A 16,670-nucleotide genomic window follows, 5' to 3' on the forward strand; every position below is an offset into this window, starting at 1 on the left:
TGTCAAATATCTGGGTTGTTAGCTCAGCTTCTAACCTTTCTCACTTCCAACCTTTTTTTGCAATTGCACCATATTCTACATCTAAAAATAAGTAAGCTCATTTGGTCATGCAATTGCAAACAATAAATCTCTTCTAATATTGAATAATGAGGTTTTTGGTATGAAACAACCACTCTATTTCTTAACTCTCGTTTTCTGTGTTGCCTTAACGATTTCCTCACATCAAAAAGCTGAGGCGGCTGGAACTGTCGGGAACGGAACCGCTGCAAGTTGTACTGAAGCTGCTTTAGATACTGCTTTAGTAGGCGGGGGGACTGTAACCTTTAATTGTGGTTCTAGTCCGCATACGATTGTAGTGAAAGAAAAGGTACTTTCCGCGAATACAGTAATCGACGGACGAAGTGTAGTAACTCTCAGCGGAAATGGAACTAATCGGATTTTTTCCACTGATAGCCTCGTTCAACTGACTCTAAGAAATCTCACTATTGCGAATGGCTTTAGTACCGAAAATGGTGGCGGCGTTTATAGCGGCTACAGAGGTAAGTTAGTGGTACTGAACTGTACCTTTAACAACAACAAATCAACAATGCCGGGAGAGGCGGGAGGCGGTGCAATCTATAGTAAGAGTGAAAGTACAATTGTTGTAGATAAAAGCACTTTTACCGGAAATCAAGCTAGCCTCGGCGGAGCAATCTATGACTTGCTCAGCGACTTAACCGTAACGAATAGCACTTTCAAGGGAAATACCGCTGGAATTGTGGCTCCTGGTGGGGCAGGTGGTGCTATTTATAATGATGGTGTGAATGGTAATCTAGGTAAAATTATTCTCCGGAATAACACCTTCACAAACAATATTGCCACCAATCAAGGTGGGGCTTTCTTTAACCAACTTTATAACAACAATACGACGACAATCGAAAATAATACCTTCTCTGGAAATAGCGTTACGGGCACTGGCGACAAAGGATTTGGCGGTGCTATTTTCGTGGTCGGTGGCACCACAACTGCCCCTAATTACACTGCCGGAACAAACAGCACTATTTTTGTAGTGAGGAACACTACTTTTTCTGGCAACATTTCTGCGAATCAGGGCGGGGGACTATGGACGGGAAATGACGTAAGCGCAGAAGTTTCTAATACTACTTTTTCAGGGAATCGTGCTGTGACTCCAGATGCCAAGGGGGGTCTAGGCGGCGCAATCATGAGAACCAGTGGCAAGATGACCATCAATAATGTCACGATTGCTAACAATTATGCTGGGTTTATGGGGGCTGGTATTTTTGGCAGCAGTCCAGATATAACGCTGAGGAACACAATCATCGCTAACAATAAGGCGGACAATGGGGGGAATACCTGGAATATTAAACAGAATTGTTCTGACGAAATGACTAATGGCGGCAACAATATCCAATTTCCCGCCAAAAACCCAAACGATCCCACTGACAAAAACTGCGCGGTTGGCATCACGATTGTTGAACCAATGCTAGGTGCACTTTCTGCGACTGGTGGTTTGACTCAGACTCTACTCTTATTAGCAGGGAGTCCAGCGATTAATACAGGAAATAACGCGACTTGCTTGGCAACGGATCAACGAGGTGTTGCCAGACCGCAAGGTGGTGTTTGCGATATCGGAGCATTTGAAGCAAAATAATCAGATGGGTAGTTGGTAACGGGATGTAATTTACCAATTACCGATTTTCAAACTATCTAGTGCTTGGAGCCAAAAACAAGAAGAAAAAAGCACTTTTTCTTCTTGTTTTTGGCTCCTGTATTTTTATGTCTAAGCTTTGACATTTGCAGATTGTTACTAAATAGTCAGCGCAACAAGTGCAAGACTAGGAGATAGTTAAAGGTACTGCTCTTTTCTAGTCAACATCATGCTAGATACGCTGGACTTGGATCTTTGCCTCGATAAAAATATCTATGATTCTCAGATTGAGACGCTAATGCGTCAAGTGCGATCGCTCCAAAAGGCTTGCTGGGACAAAAAGCTACCCATGATTGTCGTGCTGGAAGGTTGGGCGGCAGCGGGGAAAGGTGCTTTAGTCAAGAAAATGGTCAATTACATGGACCCGCGAGGGTTTACGGTTCACCCGATTTGGCCTCCCAACCAGGAAGAGCAACAATACCCTTTTTTGTGGCGCTTCTGGCGGAGACTGCCAGTCAAGGGCAGTATTGGGATTTTTTATCATAGCTGGTACACCCATGTTTTAGAAGACCGGCTGTTTGCACGAATCGAGGACTCAAAAATCCCAAGCGTGATGGCCCAGATAAACGCCTTTGAGCGCCAACTGGTGGATGATGGAAATGCGATCGCTAAATTCTGGATTCATCTAAGCCGCAAAGAATTAAAGCACCGACTCAAAGAATATGCCAAAGATCCGTTAGACGCTTGGCGAGTGCGTCCGGAAGACTGGAAACAAGAGAAACACTACGGTAAATATGTAGATTATGCCGAAGAAATGCTCGTCCAAACCAGCACTGGCTCCGCCCCCTGGACATTAGTGGAGGGCAACTGCCAACGCTGGGCGCAGGTCAAAGTCCTCACCCAATTCGCTGCCACTCTTACAGAAGCCCTCGACCGACTTCACATTCGGACGCCTATCACCCCTGTACCCCCTCAAAAACACCTCAACCCAGCAGAGCCGGATCTCTTAGCGCAAGTCGATCTCAATCTTGCTCTCTCCAGGGATGAGTACAAAAAGCAGTTACGCGATGCCCAAGTAGAACTGCTGAAGCTTCAGATGAAGATTCACAAACATCAAGTGCCCGTCTTGGTGCTGTTTGAAGGTTGGGATGCGGCTGGGAAAGGAGGAGCCATCAAACGCTTAACCGATGTCCTCGACCCCCGCAGTTATGCCGTTCATCCCTTCGCAGCACCTACGGATGAAGAGAAAGCGCATCACTACCTCTGGCGGTTCTGGCGGTGGTTGCCAACAGCAGGGACAATTGGCATTGATGACCGCAGCTGGTACGGGCGAGTGTTAGTAGAGCGTGTTGAAGGTTTTGCCACAGAACTGGAATGGCGCAGAGCCTACCAGGAAATCAATGAGTTTGAGAGCCAACTGACGAATGCAGGCTACGTTTTGGTCAAGTTCTGGCTGCATATTAGTCCTGAAGAACAGTATCAGCGATTCATATCGCGTCAGAATGACCCCTTTAAAGAATACAAACTCACCGCCGAAGATTGGCGAAATCGGGACAATTGGGCTTTCTATGAAGTGGCAGTCAATCAAGCAATTCAGCGGACGAACACTCCTAACGCTCCCTGGACAATTGTTGCTGCGAATGATAAATACTATGCCCGTGTTAAGGTAATTCAAACCGTAACCGAGGCGATTCGGGCAAAATTGAAACGTCAATAAGAGGCAGTCGGTAATCGCTGGTGAATAGTCGTTACCAATTACCCATTACCAATTACCCATTACCAATTACCTACTATGTTTTTACTACTAACGCGGGTTCTGCTGTGGCTGCTGATTGGCACCTTAGTCTATTTTTTGTTAGTGCGATGGATTCCCAAACAATATCTCGCTTGGTTGGGCGGGCTGCTGTTGTTTGTCATCATGGTGATGGCGTTTTACAACCCCAATGAAAGGTTGGTATCGAGTGCCTGGAACATTCTTTCGTTTCCGCTCAAACCGTTGGGGTTGTCGATTATGCTTTTGTTGTTCGCCATTGGTGGAGTGAAAAAGAATGCGCTAACAGGCGTAGCCTGGAACCAACTTAGGATAGCCTTCTTCGTTTTGCTGTTGTCTAGTTTGCCAATCGTTGCCTACTGGCTGGCTCAGCAAGCGGAAGTGGAGGCGATTCAACTGGAGCAACGACGGCAACTGATTTGTCAAACTCAATGTCCGGCTGATATTACGCCGACCGGATCTCAAATTGTGGGGGCGATTGTGGTGCTGGGGCGAGGGACGACACAACCCAATCTTCCCTACCGGACGCAGATTCAATTAACTGATACAGGCGATCGCATTCTATACTCTGCTCAGCTGTATCAAGAACAGCTACGGAGCGGTAATGACCCCTTAGTGATTGTCAGTGCAGGACCTAGAGCGGAGCTGACAGGAAATCAAGATAGTGTTAACGAGGCTAACGATGTCGCGGCGCTGCTGGTCAGGATGGGTGTACCCCGCAACCGAATTGTGATTGAACCGCGTGGGGTTGATCTCCGCACCAGTGCCGTCAGGGTTGAGGAAATCTTGAGGCAGCGCGGTATTCGATCGCGCCGGATTATTCTCGTTGCCTCCGGCTTAAATATTCGCCGTGCCAACCTTACGTTTGCCAATTTGGGCGTCACGGTCATTCCCAGAGCTACAGATTTCTTTACCTTTCAAAGTGGGGCAACGCCTGCCCGACGCATCACCGTCACGGATTTTGTTCCCACCGTGGAAGCGCTAGTCACGACAACGCGAGTGGTAGAAGAATATCTCACTTTCATCTACTACTTCTTACGCGGCTGGTTGACACCCCTCGTTTTATAGAAGCAGCACGAGCGCCAATTCGTCTACGATGGTTTGGGATTGGATGTTAGGCGAAAGCTTCTTGCAGGTTGCAAGAAAGTTTTTTGTCTGTTGCCTTTTCTCAGTTTTTAATCCTCAGTCCTCACAGAATGGCTCACTCTCGGCTGCAAAAATTGGGTGCTTATCTGCGTCCCCACTGGCGACAGGCTACCTTAGGCGTTATCGCGCTGTTTGTTGTGAATGCAGTGGGCGTTTATATCCCTTTGCTGATTCGAGATAGCGTTGACGAACTCCGCCAAGCGTTCGACTTCGCTCAAATCTGGAAGTATGTAGCGCTAATCCTGATTCTGGCTTCGGCAATGTGGGTAGTGCGGATGGCTTCGCGCATCTTGCTGTTTGGAGTCGGGCGACAAGTAGAATTTGACCTGAAACAAAAGATTTTTCAGCATTTACTCACTCTGGAACCGTCTTATTTTGCTAGCAACACAGCGGGAGATTTGATTAACCGGGCGACTAGCGATGTGGATAATATCCGGCGTCTGCTGGGATTTGCGGTATTGAGTTTGGCGAATACAGTTTTTGCCTACGGACTGACATTGCCGGTGATGCTGTCGATTAATTTGAAGCTGAGTCTGCTGGCGATCGCAGTCTATCCGTTTATGCTGATTGCTGTGCAGCTATTTAGCGATCGCCTACGGAACGAACAGCTGGTGTTGCAAGAGGAACTCTCTAGCATCAGCGAGTTGATTCAAGAGGATATGAGCGGGATTGGTCTGATCAAAATCTACGCTCAGGAGGAGAACGAACGCCGCGCCTTCTCCCGGTTAAATAATCGCCTGTTGCAAGCCAATATCCAATTAGCAAAGACCAGAAATGTCTTGTTTCCAATCATTCAAGGCATGGCTTTTATCAGCTTACTGATATTGCTATGGGTTGGAGCGCGATCAATTGTGGCGGGTGCGATCACAATTGGCGATTTTCTGGCATTGATTCTCTATACTGAACGATTAGTTTTCCCCACTGCTCTACTGGGTTTTACGATTACTGCCTACCAACGAGGTGAGGTGAGTATCGACCGCATTGAGTCAATTCTGATGGCAGAAGCCAAAATTAAAGATTCTCCGAATGCACTCGCATTACCCGTTGAAAAAGTAAGCGGTAAATTAACAGCCCGTCAACTCAGTTATACGTTTCCGGGAGCCGAAACTCCCGCGCTTAAGAATGTTAGCTTTACGATTGAACCAGGGGAAACCGTGGCGATTGTGGGACCAATTGGCTCCGGAAAATCGACACTTGCCAATGCCTTGCCGCGATTAGTGGATATTCCAAGCGATAGTTTGTTCGTAGATGGCAATGATATTACGCAGATCAAATTGCCCGATTTGCGCGGAGCGATCGCTTATGTCCCGCAAGACAGCTTTCTGTTTAGTACCACCATCAAAAACAACATTCGCTACGGCAATCCTCTGAGCGAACAGACAGAGATTATTAATGCTGCCAAGCAAGCGCAAATTCACCCGGAAATTCTCAATTTTCCCCAGCAATACGAAACCGTTGTGGGTGAGCGCGGCATTACCCTCTCAGGGGGACAGCGACAACGGACGGCTCTCGCCCGTGCTTTACTGATGGATTCCCCGATTCTGATTTTGGATGATGCTCTCTCCAGCGTTGATAATCAAACTGCCACAGCCATTTTGAATAATCTTTCGGAAGGCATCCAGCGCAAAACGGTTATTTTTATCTCTCACCAATTGTCTGCGGCTGCAACTGCCGATCGCATTTTTGTGATGGATCGAGGTCAAATTGTGCAGTCTGGGACTCATGCCGAACTTTTGCAACAACCTGGACTTTACCGTTCACTTTGGAACCAGCACGAGCTAAAGGAAATCCTCAGCTAATTTTAGTGGCACTCAAGCAGCGATCGCTATTTGAGTTTCTTGAGGTAATGCAATTTGATTCGTCGGGTTGGATGGTACTTCGGAAACCCTGGGTGTAAAGAACATTAAAGCCGAACCCAGCAGACAATTAACGCACATTTTTCCGATTCCTCCTCAAATAAAGCGGCTCTTGGAGTCATCTGTTTGAGGTTCATTTTACCCATACTTTTTAAAATGCCAGCACTGAAGTGATATGATTGCCCTACTCAATCGGTTCTGGTGGGGAGCAGCCACCAGAGGTAACGGGGAAAGTTCGGTGTAAAACCGTCGCTGTCCCGCAGCTGTAATGAGATCCGTCGTTTTGGTCTCTCAGCCAGAATACCCGCCGAGAGAAATTGATTTGCGAAATCTGCGAGGTACAGAATTATGTCTAAAGATAGACGCTTTGCTTTCTTAAATCTGATGCAAAGCCGAACAGTAATTGTATTTTTGGTTTTAATTAGCACTTTCCTATGCGCCCAGCGGGCGATCGCTCACCATCCAATGGGTGGCAAGACGCCGTCTAATTTATTTGAAGGGTTCTTTTCAGGACTAGCCCATCCCTTAATTGGACTGGATCATTTTGCGTTTGTGGTGGCGATTGGGCTACTGGCGGTTGGGCAAGTGCGGGGCGCGTTCATCCCAGTCGGGTTTGTATTGGCAGCCTTGGCGGGAACTGGGATTCATTTACTCAATCTAGATTTACCGGCAGATGAGATAGCGATCGCCGGTTCCGTGATTGTCTTTGGGGCGCTGCTGCTAACGCCAAACAAACCAAACTGGATGGTTCTTATAGCGCTGGGAGCGCTTGCTGGTTTATTTCACGGCTATGCTTATGGCGAGGCAATCGTCGGTGCTGGTATGACGCCGCTTGTTGCTTACCTTCTGGGTTTCACTTTCATTCAATATGGCGTTGCCTTGGTTGCCATGCTGCTTGGCAATGCAGTGAGCCGGAAATCTGCCACTCAACCGTTACCCTGGCAGCGATTCGCCGGTTTGGCTATCTGCTCGATTGGAGTGGTTTTCTTGAGTAATTCCGTCCTCGGTTAATGATAATCTCGCGCAAAGGTGCAAAGACGCTAACAAAAACTTTGCGTCTTTGCGCGAAATTTGAAAGGAAATTATCCTGATTGTGCAACACCAAAATTTAAGTGTGAAACGGCACGGTTACTAGCGGCAGAAACCCTAGTAGTATCCAATGCCAAAGCCATAAGCTGGGTGAAGCTGACTCCTCTGATGGTGCCAAAAGCGCTTCGATTCTCTCCTCTAAACGATTTCGAGGGGTCATGGCACTGAACGCTGCACAGAAACTTTCAGACTGTACTGGCGAGACACTCACCACCAATAGCAGAGATTCTGCTAACAATAAGGGATCTACCTGTTGCGCCGCCCATCGATCCGCACGAAGTTCCCGCAATAGTAAAAGTTCTTGCCACAAAGCTTCTGTATTCGGCAACCAAGCGGTTATCTGGCGCACCCAGCCAAGCCAGAAAAACCAAAACGTATCCCGATAATAGTAATGCGCTTGTTCGTGGGCGAGAACTGCTTCTAGATGATCTCGATCGAGGGTTTCTAACAATCCCTGACTGACGACTAATTCAGGCTGCCAGAAACCAATTTGGGCGCTAAATAGAACGCTGGCATTGAGAAGGCGACCCAATTTACCTTCAAGCTCGATTTGGGGATAAGTGCGTGTCTGTTGTACCGAACGCCATCCTTCATGTGCCAGCTTTAGACATAAAATTCCGGCAACGCCTAAAAATCCCCAGGCGAAGGAGTAACTGAACCATCCGGCTTGCAGTCCTCCCATTTTTCCGTCTGCACCCATACAAATAACCGCGATCGCTGTCACGATCAATAGCAGCGGCGGAAACAAAAATAACCCAAAGGATCGTTGCCAGCGTTGCGTCCAAGTTCCCGATGGCTCTAACCCTGTGCATCTCAGACACCACGCCAATCCTAACGCCGTCAGAATCATCGCTAGATGCATGATTTTCCCTCCTCTCTCGCTTTGCGTGCGGATTGAAGACGAAGCGCGATCGCTTCTATTTGCTCTACGCTAGCGCTATCTAGGCTATCTGCAAAGGCGGCGACGACATCTGGGTTCCCCACTGCCAAAAACTGGTGTAACTGTTCGTGAGCTTTAATGACTTGCGCTTCTTCCCGCGATACCAAAGGTTGCCAGCAAAAGCTTCGTTCTTGTTTATCGCAAGCTAGCCAACCTTTTTGGGTCAGGCGACGCAGCACCGTAGTTACAGAAGTATAAGCTAACTCCCGGTCTGGGTCAGCCAGAATGCGATCGTGTACATCCTTAACGGTGGCAGAGCCGAGTTCCCAGACGATATTTAAAATCTCCGCTTCCAAAGGGCCAAGGGAAAGTTGTTTGGGACGGTAGTTAGGTAGAGGAACCATACATCTGAACTTTGTGCCTTGTGCAATCTCTGAATAAGCTTACACTCCAAACTTGCACTCTTGTTCAAGTTTGACAGCTTGTCTTTTGACGGCAACAACGACTCAACTCAAAATAATGGGGTTGCATCCCAATCAGAGCAAAATCTGCTGACATTGAGCCTGCGTAGGCAGGCTTTGTTTGTGTAGCCACAAACTTACAGCCTGTGAGCAATTAGCTACTAAATGACGGGTGTTACGCAGTGCTTTCTCAACATCTATGTTCTCAACGTCTATGTTATGAGTCGCCTTTCCCGCAAGATTGTCATCTTCAGCATTATCTTCAGCATTGTAATGCCACTGCTGAATTCGTCGCCGATGGCTCAAGCTCAGCCATTACAAATCACGCTAATGGCGAGTACCGATACAGCTCAAATGAGTGCTGAAGGCTTCTTCAAGCGCGGAGTTTACGAGGTATTGAGCGGAGATTACCGAGAAGCGATCGCTGATTTAAACCAAGCAATTCGGCTCAATCCCAATAATGCCCAAGCTTACACGAATCAAGGTCTTGCCCGCGCTGCCCTCGGAGATACGCAAGGAGCGATCGCTGACTTTAGCCAAGCAATTGAGATCGACCCCAGCCTCGCTTTAGCTTACTATAATCGGGGTTTTGTCCGCTCCCAACTACAAGATTATCCGGGAGCAATAGAAGACTTTAGCCAAGCGATTGAACTCAATCCTCAGGATGGCGATGCCTATCACTGTCGCTGTCTCATTCACTACACGTTGGGAGATAAGCAGGGAGTGAGAGCAGATTTTGAGAAAGCCACCGATCTCTATCTACAACAAGGGAAACGACAACAATATCAAAGTTTACTACAAGAAATTAAAGAGCTTCATTCGTCAAGTCATTTTCTGTTTTCTTAATCATTTGTTACCTTGAATCATCCATGCGATCGCTAAAACTCAAAGCAATTAGCTAAAACGATTATTAACTAAAACTTTATTGAAAAAAATATATGAATAAACACTTACTGTTCAATAGCTTTTTGGTAGCGAATGCTGTAGCAGTATTAGTTTGCCATCCAGTTCTAGCTGAAGTTACGCAAGTCACTAGCATTCGTTTAATTCCAACAAGTAACGGCATTCAGGTAATTTTAGAAACTACGGGTGGTACACTTTCTCAAATTTTGACATCCAGCAACAACGATATCTTTACCGCTAACATCATCAATGCTCAGTTGAGCTTACCCGAAGGGAGTCGTTTCTATCAAAACAACCCTACTGATGCAATTACTGCTGTATCTGTTACTCCTTTGGATTCTAATAGTATTCAGGTAGTCATAATTGGAAAAGCTGGGATTCCGCCCGGAGAAGTTAATCAAAGTGATTCCGCGCTTATTTTCAACCTAGATAATACTACTGATTCCATAGCATCTGAGCCTGATAGCGAGTCTGATGAAACGCCTGAAGCATTTGAATCAAGCGAGTTGGCAACTGAGCCAGAAGTTCAAGTAGGAACAAATGAAGAAATTGAATTAGTCGTAACGGCGAAAAGAGAAATTTTTCCAGAAACATCTACGCCCGTCTATACAATTAATCAAGAAGAAATTCAGAAGCAAGGCGCTAATAGTGCAGCAGAAGTATTGAGAGGGCTTCCTGGATTTGCCATTAATGATGCCGGTTTCGGGGCAGATATTCATACAGGTACTTACTACCGAGGGCATTCGATTAATCAATCTGTTTTTCTCCTCAATGGCCGACCAATCAACACGAATATTAATACCTATCATGGCGCTACTGACCTCAATAGCATTCCAGTAGAAGCAATTGAACAAGTGGAATTATCTAGCGGCACCAGTTCTACTTTATATGGTTCGGAAGCTTTTGGAGGAGTTGTTAATATCATCACCAAACAAGGGCAAGAAGTTCCTAAACTCAATGCTTCAGTTGAATATGGCTCTTTTAATCAGTCCAACTATCGGATTAGCTACGGGGGTTCTGCGGACAATCTAAGATTTAATCTCGGCTATGAAGAGTACGAAGCAGATAATCGTTATGCTGTCCCTAAAGGTGCAGCAAATCGAGATTCTGAAGGTCTTCTATTTAACGGAGATACCGCAACTAGTAACTACTTTGGCGGGATCTCGCTAGATTTGAATTTGAGAAATACTCTTAGTTTAGATGCTTCTAAAATTAGCAGTCGTCGGGGGTTACTTTATTTCGGGTTTCCTCTGCAAAGAGACAGATTAGACCACGATGCTTTTAATATTGGGTTATCTTGGAAGGCTTTGCTAGGAGAAGGTGAAGATTCTGTTCTGAGAACGACACTTTCGTACAATCAGGATTACTTTAATACTTATGGCCCGACTCAAAATATCTTCTACCGGACTGGTACTCTGAATTCCCAAGCTCTCAATGCTAGGGTAGAGCATCAATGGCAAACATCTCCTCGAAATACTCTAACTTGGGGCTTCGATGTACAAAATAGCTACTTAAATGGGAATGTTTTAAGTACAGTCCCTAATCAGCTTACCCTGAACGAAAGTGAAAACAGAGATAGGTTTCATACAGCAATATTTGCTTTAAATACTTGGAAAATAAGCAACTCATTACAGGCAGATTTTGGTCTGCGACAAAATTTTAATAGTGACTTTGGGAGCTATTTGAATCCCAGTGTCGGGGGACGGTGGGCTGTTACTCCAACGGTGGCTGTGCGGGGCAGTTGGGCTTCGGTTCAGCGCAATCCTGGATTAGATCAATTGTATGTTTTTGATACGGTTCATAACTGGTTGCCGAACCCGGATCTAAATCCAGAAACCGGCTCTTCTTGGACGGCTGGAGTCGATATCCAGTTTTTAGAAAATTTGGCAGGACAGTTTACCTATTTCGGCAGCCGTTTAAACGACCGCCTCGGAGTTATATCAGGACGCTGGGCGAATATTGGTCTAGTTAATACAAATGGTTTAGAAGCCGCATTACGGTGGCAAATGACTCCGCAATGGTCAACTTTTCTTAACTATACTTATACAGATGCGCGAATCGAGACCGGCTTGGAGAAGGGATTACAACTAGGTTTAATTCCTTACTCAGTAGGACAATTCGGGATTGGTTATGCGAGTGGAGGATGGCAATTGAATCTATATGCAAGTTACCACGGCGGGGCACGGAGAGCTTTCTTTAATAATCCTGGGGAGAGTAACAAAGATTTTTCCCCGTCCTTTTTAAATTTAGATTTGAGCGGTCGGATTCCGATTACTAAGAATTTTGGGATTACAGTGAATTTAGAAAATTTAGCTGATGTAAGGTACGAGAAAGCTAATCGAATCTATCATCCCGGTTTAACTTTACGAGTTGGCTTACAGTCGAATTTTTAAAAATTTTGGATAGGTATTAGATAGGGTAAGAGTAGAATTTTACTGCTTTTTGTCAGAGCGATCGCTTAACGCAATCCTGTCATCATCCCGAAATTACCTCCTTGAGATAGAGGTATTTATGCCGCTAGACAGGTGTAATTTTTGATGAAAGCGCAACTTTCTACCGAAATTGATTGAATTATGGCTCTTTATCGTCGAAATTTCCTGTTTCTGCTAGGTGGCACTGCCGGAGCAGCCGTCATTGGGGCTTTCCCCGCAGCTTGTGCAGCTCAAACAACTCCAAAAAGTGAAAACCAGCAAGCACAGCAGCAGACACCGCAAGCACAACAGCAGGGGCAAACGGCAAATACTTTTACACTGCCGCCTTTACCTTATGCCTACAATGCTCTGGAACCCCATATTGATGAGGCGACGATGCGGTTTCACCATGATAAACACCATGCCGCCTACGTCAAAAATCTGAATGAAGCCGTGAATAAATACTCGCAACTCAAAGGCAAGAGTCCTGAAGAATTGCTTCGTGACATCAATAGCGTGCCAGAAGATATTCGTACTACAGTACGCAATAACGGCGGCGGTCACGTAAATCATACGATGTTTTGGGAAATCATGGCCCCCAATGCTGGTGGAGCGCCGACGGGAAGAATTGCCGAAGCGATTAATCAAAGCTTTGGCAGTTTTGACGCTTTCAAAAAGCAATTTAATGAAGCCGGTAGCAAGCGTTTTGGCAGCGGCTGGGCTTGGCTGGTTCGCGGCAAGGATGGGAAGTTGCAAGTGATGAGTACGGCGAATCAAGATAGTCCGTGGATGGAAGGAATGTATCCGATTATGGGCAATGATGTCTGGGAACACGCTTACTATTTGAAATACCAAAATAAGCGTGCTGATTATTTAGATACTTGGTGGAACGTCGTTAATTGGAATGCAGTAAACCAGCGATTTGAGAAAGCATCAGCTTAGTTGAATGCCGCTGATTTCAGCCCTAAACTAAAGTTTGGGCTAATAGTTTAAACCCGTTTAAACGGGTTTAAAGGCTGACCAGTAAGTTAAAGCTTACTTTAGCTTTAATCCGGAAATTTATTTGCAAACTCTTTGTGTTAGTGCCATCCCGGCCTAGCCTAGTTGCTCGAAGCCTTGGTTAGCAGGCTCAATTGAGGCTGTGAAGCGCGAGGTGGCTCTTGCAGTGCTAGATGGACTTCGTTTGTCTCGCCGGATTCCCGCCTCTGGGCAATTTGCTCTCATCAGGATGCTCCCGATCCTGGGAACCCAATGCATCTACAGCGCTATTTTTGTAGCTTAATGATAATAATTGACAATAACTCTTTTTGCAGCTATATTCAAAGGTTGTCAATTACGTTACTAAAAGTTGATAACACAGGCTATAGAAGATGGCTTCAAAGAAAAGCAACCCTTTGTACAGGTAGTGGGTGGAGAATTTGTTTGTGGTAACTTAACAAACGGTTCTTAGCTACCTAGTTAAAAAACATTGTCAATATAAGATTTTATTGAGGAGTAACCTGGTGAAGCGTCGAAAGTTTGTGTTTTTAATGGGACTGGCAACTGCGAGCGGTGGGTTAGCGATCGCCTGCTCTGACAACCAGAGTGCCACGACTCCCAATGCAACCTCCCCAACCAGCAGCCCTGCCAGTACGAATGCCGCCAGTCCATCTGCCAGCCCAGTTGCCGCCACCGGCCCATTGGAAAAAGAACTGGTGGTCTACTCAGGACGGGACGAGAAACTGGTTGGCGACCTGATTAAACAGTTTGAAAAGGAAACTGGGGCGAAAGTACAAGTCCGCTATGGCGACACCGCTGAGTTAGCAGCAGCCATTCTGGAAGAAGGTAAAAATAGTCCGGCTGACGTTTTCTTTGCTCAAGATGCCGGGGCACTCGGAGCAATGCAAAAGGCAGGTAGGGCATCGCAGTTGCCAACTTCACTGCTCGATCGGGTAGAAAGCCGCTACCGCTCACCGGATGGGAAGTGGGTTGGAATTACGGGTCGAGTGCGGACAGTAGACTACAACACCAAGTTAGTTAAGGCAGCAGATTTACCAGAATCTATCACTGGCTTTACCGATCCAAAGTGGAAAGGAAAAATTGGTTGGGCACCTACGAATGGCTCCTTCCAGTCCTTTGTCACCGCTTTGCGCGTCTCGCAAGGGGATGAGAAAGCTAAGCAATGGCTAGAAGGCATTAAAGCCAACAATCCCAAAACTTACCCCAAAAATGCGGCAATTGTAGAAGCGCTATCCCGTGGGGAAATTGCGGTCGGATTTGTCAATCACTATTACTTAGAAAAGTTCAAGCAAGAAAATCCCCAAGCTCCGGTGGATCATCACTTTACCAATGATGTTGGTTCCTTAGTTAACGTGGCAGGCGTGGCAATTTTAGAGGGTGCAAAACATCCCAATATTGCTCAGAAGTTTGTGGACTTCATGTTGGCTCAGGATGCTCAGAAATACTTTGCCACCAAGACTTATGAGTATCCACTAGCTTCGGGAATCGCTCCGGCGGGGAATTTAAAAGCACTGAACGGAATTCCCAGCCAAGCGACTGCCATTGACTTAAGCAATCTGAACGACTTGGATGCAACGTTGAAGCTTTTGCAGGAGACACAGGTAATTTAAGTCGTTTGTGGGAATGGGGAATAAGTACTGATAACTCTTATTACCCATTACTAGCCTTCAAAAGTGATGTTATTTCCGCACTTTTGTTGAATTGCTGGTTGTTAATCCTCATATCGATTAACTGATTGGAGAAAGCAGCTCGACCCCCTTTATTTCTGACTTTAACAGCAGCGGCAGTAGCGATCGCGATCGCTCTGCCTCTGACTTATTTGGTCATCCGGACGGCTGGTGTCGGTGGGGAAGCGCTCTGGGAATTAGTTTCCCGTGCCCGAACTCTCACCATTTTGCTCAACAGTGCGGCAATGGCGGCAATCGTGACCCTGTGTTCGGCATTGATTGCCGTGCCACTGGCATTTTTAACCGTGCGAACCGATTTACCGGGACGCCGATTTTGGCTAATAGCGACTACCTTACCCTTGGCAGTTCCTAGCTATGTAGGGAGTTTTACGCTGATTGCCACTTTTGGGCCACGGGGTAGTTTGTTGCAGTTGTTGCTGGAACCTTTGGGGGTGCAGGAATTACCTTCGATCTACGGCTGGCCTGGGGTGATTTTGGCACTCACCTTATTTACCTACCCTTATCTGCTATTGAGTGTCCGTTCTGGATTGCAAGGAATTGATCCCACCCTGGAGGAAGCCGCCCGGAGTTTAGGTCAAAGCGGTCAAGCTACTTTCTTTCGCGTTATCTTGCCCCAGTTGCGCCCGTCATTGGTGGCTGGGGGTTTATTGGTGGCGTTGTACTCGCTGCGGGACTTTGGGACGCCGTCGTTAATGCGGTTTGATGCCTTTACGCGAGCGATTTTTTTGCAGTACAAGGCAAGTTTTAACCGCAATTCAGCGGCGGCTTTGGCGTTGGTATTGGTGGGACTGGTGTTGTTGATTTTGTGGTTAGAGTACCGAGCGCGATCGCGTGCAGCATACTATAGTCGCGGCTCCACCTCCCAGCGCCCCCCTAAAGTCTTGCTGCTGGGGCGTTGGAAGTGGCCTGCGGTGGCTTTTTGTGCGGTCGTGACAGCGATCGCTTTAGTGCTTCCTATTGGCATTACCGTGTTCTGGCTGATTCGCGGACTCCATAATGGCTACAGCCTTCCGAATCTGGTACCGGCTGCACTCAATTCCATTTTGGCGTCAGGAATTACAGCGGGTGTCGCCACTCTTTTTGCCTTACCTGTGGCAATTTTAGCGGTGCGGTTTCCTGGGCGAATTACTTCAATAATTGAACGCTGTTCTTACATTGGCTTTGGCTTGCCTGGAATTGTGGTGGCGCTGTCGCTGGTATTTTTTGGGGCAAACTACTTGCCACAGTTGTATCAAACCCTGCCGATGTTGGTGTTTGCCTATCTTGTCTTGTTTCTACCCCAGTCGGTGGGAACCGTGCGGGGTTCGCTTTTACAGGTGAATCCGCAGCTGGAAGAATCGGCGCGGAGTTTGGGTAGAAGTTCGTGGCAAACTCTCAGAGAAGTTACGCTTCCGCTGGTGCGCCCAGGTGTTATTGCTGGAGCTGTGTTGGTGTTTCTGACGGCAATTAAAGAATTACCGGCTACTTTGCTATTAGCACCGATTGGCTTTGAAACCCTGGCTGTAAAGATTTGGAAAGCTACGGAAAATGTTGAGTTTGCTGAGGCAGCAACTGGCTCTCTATTTATGTTGTTAGTTTCGATTGGCTCGACTTTATTACTGTTATCTCAAGAGCGTGTGAGGAGTTATAAGTAGGCGGAAATGGTTTGTAGGAGATTTTTTTGACGAACCGCCAAGGACGCGCTAGCGTTCGCGAAGCGGCGCGAATGCGCTAGAGAGATGCGCTCTCTTCGCTATAGGACGCCAAGGAAGAGAGTTTCAAGAATTACTTAAGATTGCTATCTAGATGGTTTTTATCGAATTCAAGACTTACGCAACT

The 16,670-nt window shown here is 46.6% G+C and carries 14 protein-coding genes and 1 riboswitch; of the genes, 10 read left to right on the forward strand and 4 right to left on the reverse strand.

Annotated elements, in window-relative coordinates; genetic code table 11:
- Positions 1-160: 160 nt before the first annotated feature.
- The 4 genes from NDI34_RS02805 (at position 161) to NDI34_RS02820 (ending at position 6,364) form a co-directional block, all read left to right on the forward strand.
- Positions 161-1,651 carry a choice-of-anchor Q domain-containing protein gene (locus NDI34_RS02805; protein ID WP_348231779.1) on the forward strand — a complete coding sequence of 497 codons (1,491 nt, stop codon included), beginning with the start codon at positions 161-163 and terminating at the stop codon, positions 1,649-1,651.
- Between the two features lie 226 nt (positions 1,652-1,877).
- Complete coding sequence (pap, locus tag NDI34_RS02810) at positions 1,878-3,365, forward strand: polyphosphate:AMP phosphotransferase (RefSeq protein WP_348231780.1); 1,488 nt, start codon at positions 1,878-1,880, stop codon at positions 3,363-3,365.
- A 75-nt stretch (positions 3,366-3,440) separates the two neighbouring features.
- Positions 3,441-4,487, forward strand: a complete 1,047-nt coding sequence (locus NDI34_RS02815) for a YdcF family protein (RefSeq protein WP_190410690.1) — start codon at positions 3,441-3,443, stop codon at positions 4,485-4,487.
- Between the two features lie 128 nt (positions 4,488-4,615).
- Complete coding sequence (locus tag NDI34_RS02820) at positions 4,616-6,364, forward strand: ABC transporter ATP-binding protein (protein ID WP_190410691.1); 1,749 nt, start codon at positions 4,616-4,618, stop codon at positions 6,362-6,364.
- A 12-nt stretch (positions 6,365-6,376) separates the two neighbouring features.
- Here NDI34_RS02820 and NDI34_RS02825 read toward each other — a convergent pair whose 3' ends face one another.
- Complete coding sequence (locus NDI34_RS02825) at positions 6,377-6,502, reverse strand: hypothetical protein (RefSeq protein WP_277877478.1); 126 nt, start codon at positions 6,500-6,502, stop codon at positions 6,377-6,379.
- Between the two features lie 95 nt (positions 6,503-6,597).
- A riboswitch (cobalamin riboswitch) is annotated at positions 6,598-6,748 on the forward strand.
- Between the two features lie 21 nt (positions 6,749-6,769).
- Between NDI34_RS02825 and NDI34_RS02830 the strand changes: the two genes are divergently transcribed.
- Positions 6,770-7,432 carry a HupE/UreJ family protein gene (locus NDI34_RS02830; RefSeq protein ID WP_190410692.1) on the forward strand — a complete coding sequence of 221 codons (663 nt, stop codon included), beginning with the start codon at positions 6,770-6,772 and terminating at the stop codon, positions 7,430-7,432.
- A gap of 97 nt (positions 7,433-7,529) precedes the next feature.
- Here the strand turns inward: NDI34_RS02830 and NDI34_RS02835 are convergent, their stop codons facing one another.
- Both NDI34_RS02835 and NDI34_RS02840 read right to left on the reverse strand, forming a co-directional pair.
- Positions 7,530-8,372: a M56 family metallopeptidase gene (locus tag NDI34_RS02835; RefSeq protein WP_190410693.1), complete on the reverse strand. Its 843-nt coding sequence runs from the start codon at positions 8,370-8,372 to the stop codon at positions 7,530-7,532.
- The gene (locus NDI34_RS02840) at positions 8,363-8,794 is read right to left on the reverse strand and encodes a BlaI/MecI/CopY family transcriptional regulator (protein ID WP_190410694.1); all 432 of its coding nucleotides are present in this window, start codon (positions 8,792-8,794) and stop codon (positions 8,363-8,365) included. The genes NDI34_RS02835 and NDI34_RS02840 overlap by 10 nt, the downstream gene beginning before the upstream one ends.
- Positions 8,795-9,016: 222 nt before the next feature.
- On the opposite strand from NDI34_RS02840, the gene NDI34_RS02845 reads away from it, so the two are divergent.
- From NDI34_RS02845 to NDI34_RS02855, 3 genes are all read left to right on the forward strand, one after another.
- Positions 9,017-9,697: a tetratricopeptide repeat protein gene (locus NDI34_RS02845; RefSeq protein WP_348231782.1), complete on the forward strand. Its 681-nt coding sequence runs from the start codon at positions 9,017-9,019 to the stop codon at positions 9,695-9,697.
- Positions 9,698-9,789: 92 nt separating this feature from the next.
- Positions 9,790-12,147: a TonB-dependent receptor gene (locus NDI34_RS02850; protein ID WP_348231783.1), complete on the forward strand. Its 2,358-nt coding sequence runs from the start codon at positions 9,790-9,792 to the stop codon at positions 12,145-12,147.
- Between the two features lie 180 nt (positions 12,148-12,327).
- Positions 12,328-13,107, forward strand: coding sequence for a superoxide dismutase (locus NDI34_RS02855; RefSeq protein WP_348231784.1), 780 nt, complete (start codon positions 12,328-12,330; stop codon positions 13,105-13,107).
- Between the two features lie 153 nt (positions 13,108-13,260).
- On the opposite strand, the gene NDI34_RS02860 is transcribed toward NDI34_RS02855, so the two are convergent.
- Positions 13,261-13,389 carry a hypothetical protein gene (locus NDI34_RS02860; protein ID WP_348231785.1) on the reverse strand — a complete coding sequence of 43 codons (129 nt, stop codon included), beginning with the start codon at positions 13,387-13,389 and terminating at the stop codon, positions 13,261-13,263.
- A gap of 278 nt (positions 13,390-13,667) precedes the next feature.
- Here NDI34_RS02860 and NDI34_RS02865 point away from each other — a divergent pair, with 278 nt between their 5' ends.
- Positions 13,668-14,774 carry an extracellular solute-binding protein gene (locus tag NDI34_RS02865; RefSeq protein WP_190666488.1) on the forward strand — a complete coding sequence of 369 codons (1,107 nt, stop codon included), beginning with the start codon at positions 13,668-13,670 and terminating at the stop codon, positions 14,772-14,774.
- A gap of 125 nt (positions 14,775-14,899) precedes the next feature.
- Positions 14,900-16,486 (forward strand): iron ABC transporter permease, encoded by a 1,587-nt coding sequence (locus tag NDI34_RS02870; protein ID WP_348231787.1) that lies wholly within the window; start codon positions 14,900-14,902, stop codon positions 16,484-16,486.
- The last annotated feature ends 184 nt before the right edge of the window (positions 16,487-16,670 follow it).

The sequence above is a fragment of the Trichocoleus sp. DQ-U1 genome, from assembly GCF_039961925.1.
Taxonomy (GTDB): domain Bacteria; phylum Cyanobacteriota; class Cyanobacteriia; order Cyanobacteriales; family FACHB-T130; genus FACHB-T130.

Coding starts and splice junctions, on each gene's coding strand:
- NDI34_RS02805 (WP_348231779.1), top strand. CDS start 161: ATGAAACAACCACTCTATTTCTTAACTCTCGTTTTCTGTGTTGCCTTA.
- pap (WP_348231780.1), top strand. CDS start 1,878: ATGCTAGATACGCTGGACTTGGATCTTTGCCTCGATAAAAATATCTAT.
- NDI34_RS02815 (WP_190410690.1), top strand. CDS start 3,441: ATGTTTTTACTACTAACGCGGGTTCTGCTGTGGCTGCTGATTGGCACC.
- NDI34_RS02820 (WP_190410691.1), top strand. CDS start 4,616: ATGGCTCACTCTCGGCTGCAAAAATTGGGTGCTTATCTGCGTCCCCAC.
- NDI34_RS02825 (WP_277877478.1), bottom strand. CDS start 6,502: ATGTGCGTTAATTGTCTGCTGGGTTCGGCTTTAATGTTCTTTACACCC.
- NDI34_RS02830 (WP_190410692.1), top strand. CDS start 6,770: ATGTCTAAAGATAGACGCTTTGCTTTCTTAAATCTGATGCAAAGCCGA.
- NDI34_RS02835 (WP_190410693.1), bottom strand. CDS start 8,372: ATGCATCTAGCGATGATTCTGACGGCGTTAGGATTGGCGTGGTGTCTG.
- NDI34_RS02840 (WP_190410694.1), bottom strand. CDS start 8,794: ATGGTTCCTCTACCTAACTACCGTCCCAAACAACTTTCCCTTGGCCCT.
- NDI34_RS02845 (WP_348231782.1), top strand. CDS start 9,017: ATGACGGGTGTTACGCAGTGCTTTCTCAACATCTATGTTCTCAACGTC.
- NDI34_RS02850 (WP_348231783.1), top strand. CDS start 9,790: ATGAATAAACACTTACTGTTCAATAGCTTTTTGGTAGCGAATGCTGTA.
- NDI34_RS02855 (WP_348231784.1), top strand. CDS start 12,328: ATGGCTCTTTATCGTCGAAATTTCCTGTTTCTGCTAGGTGGCACTGCC.
- NDI34_RS02860 (WP_348231785.1), bottom strand. CDS start 13,389: ATGAGAGCAAATTGCCCAGAGGCGGGAATCCGGCGAGACAAACGAAGT.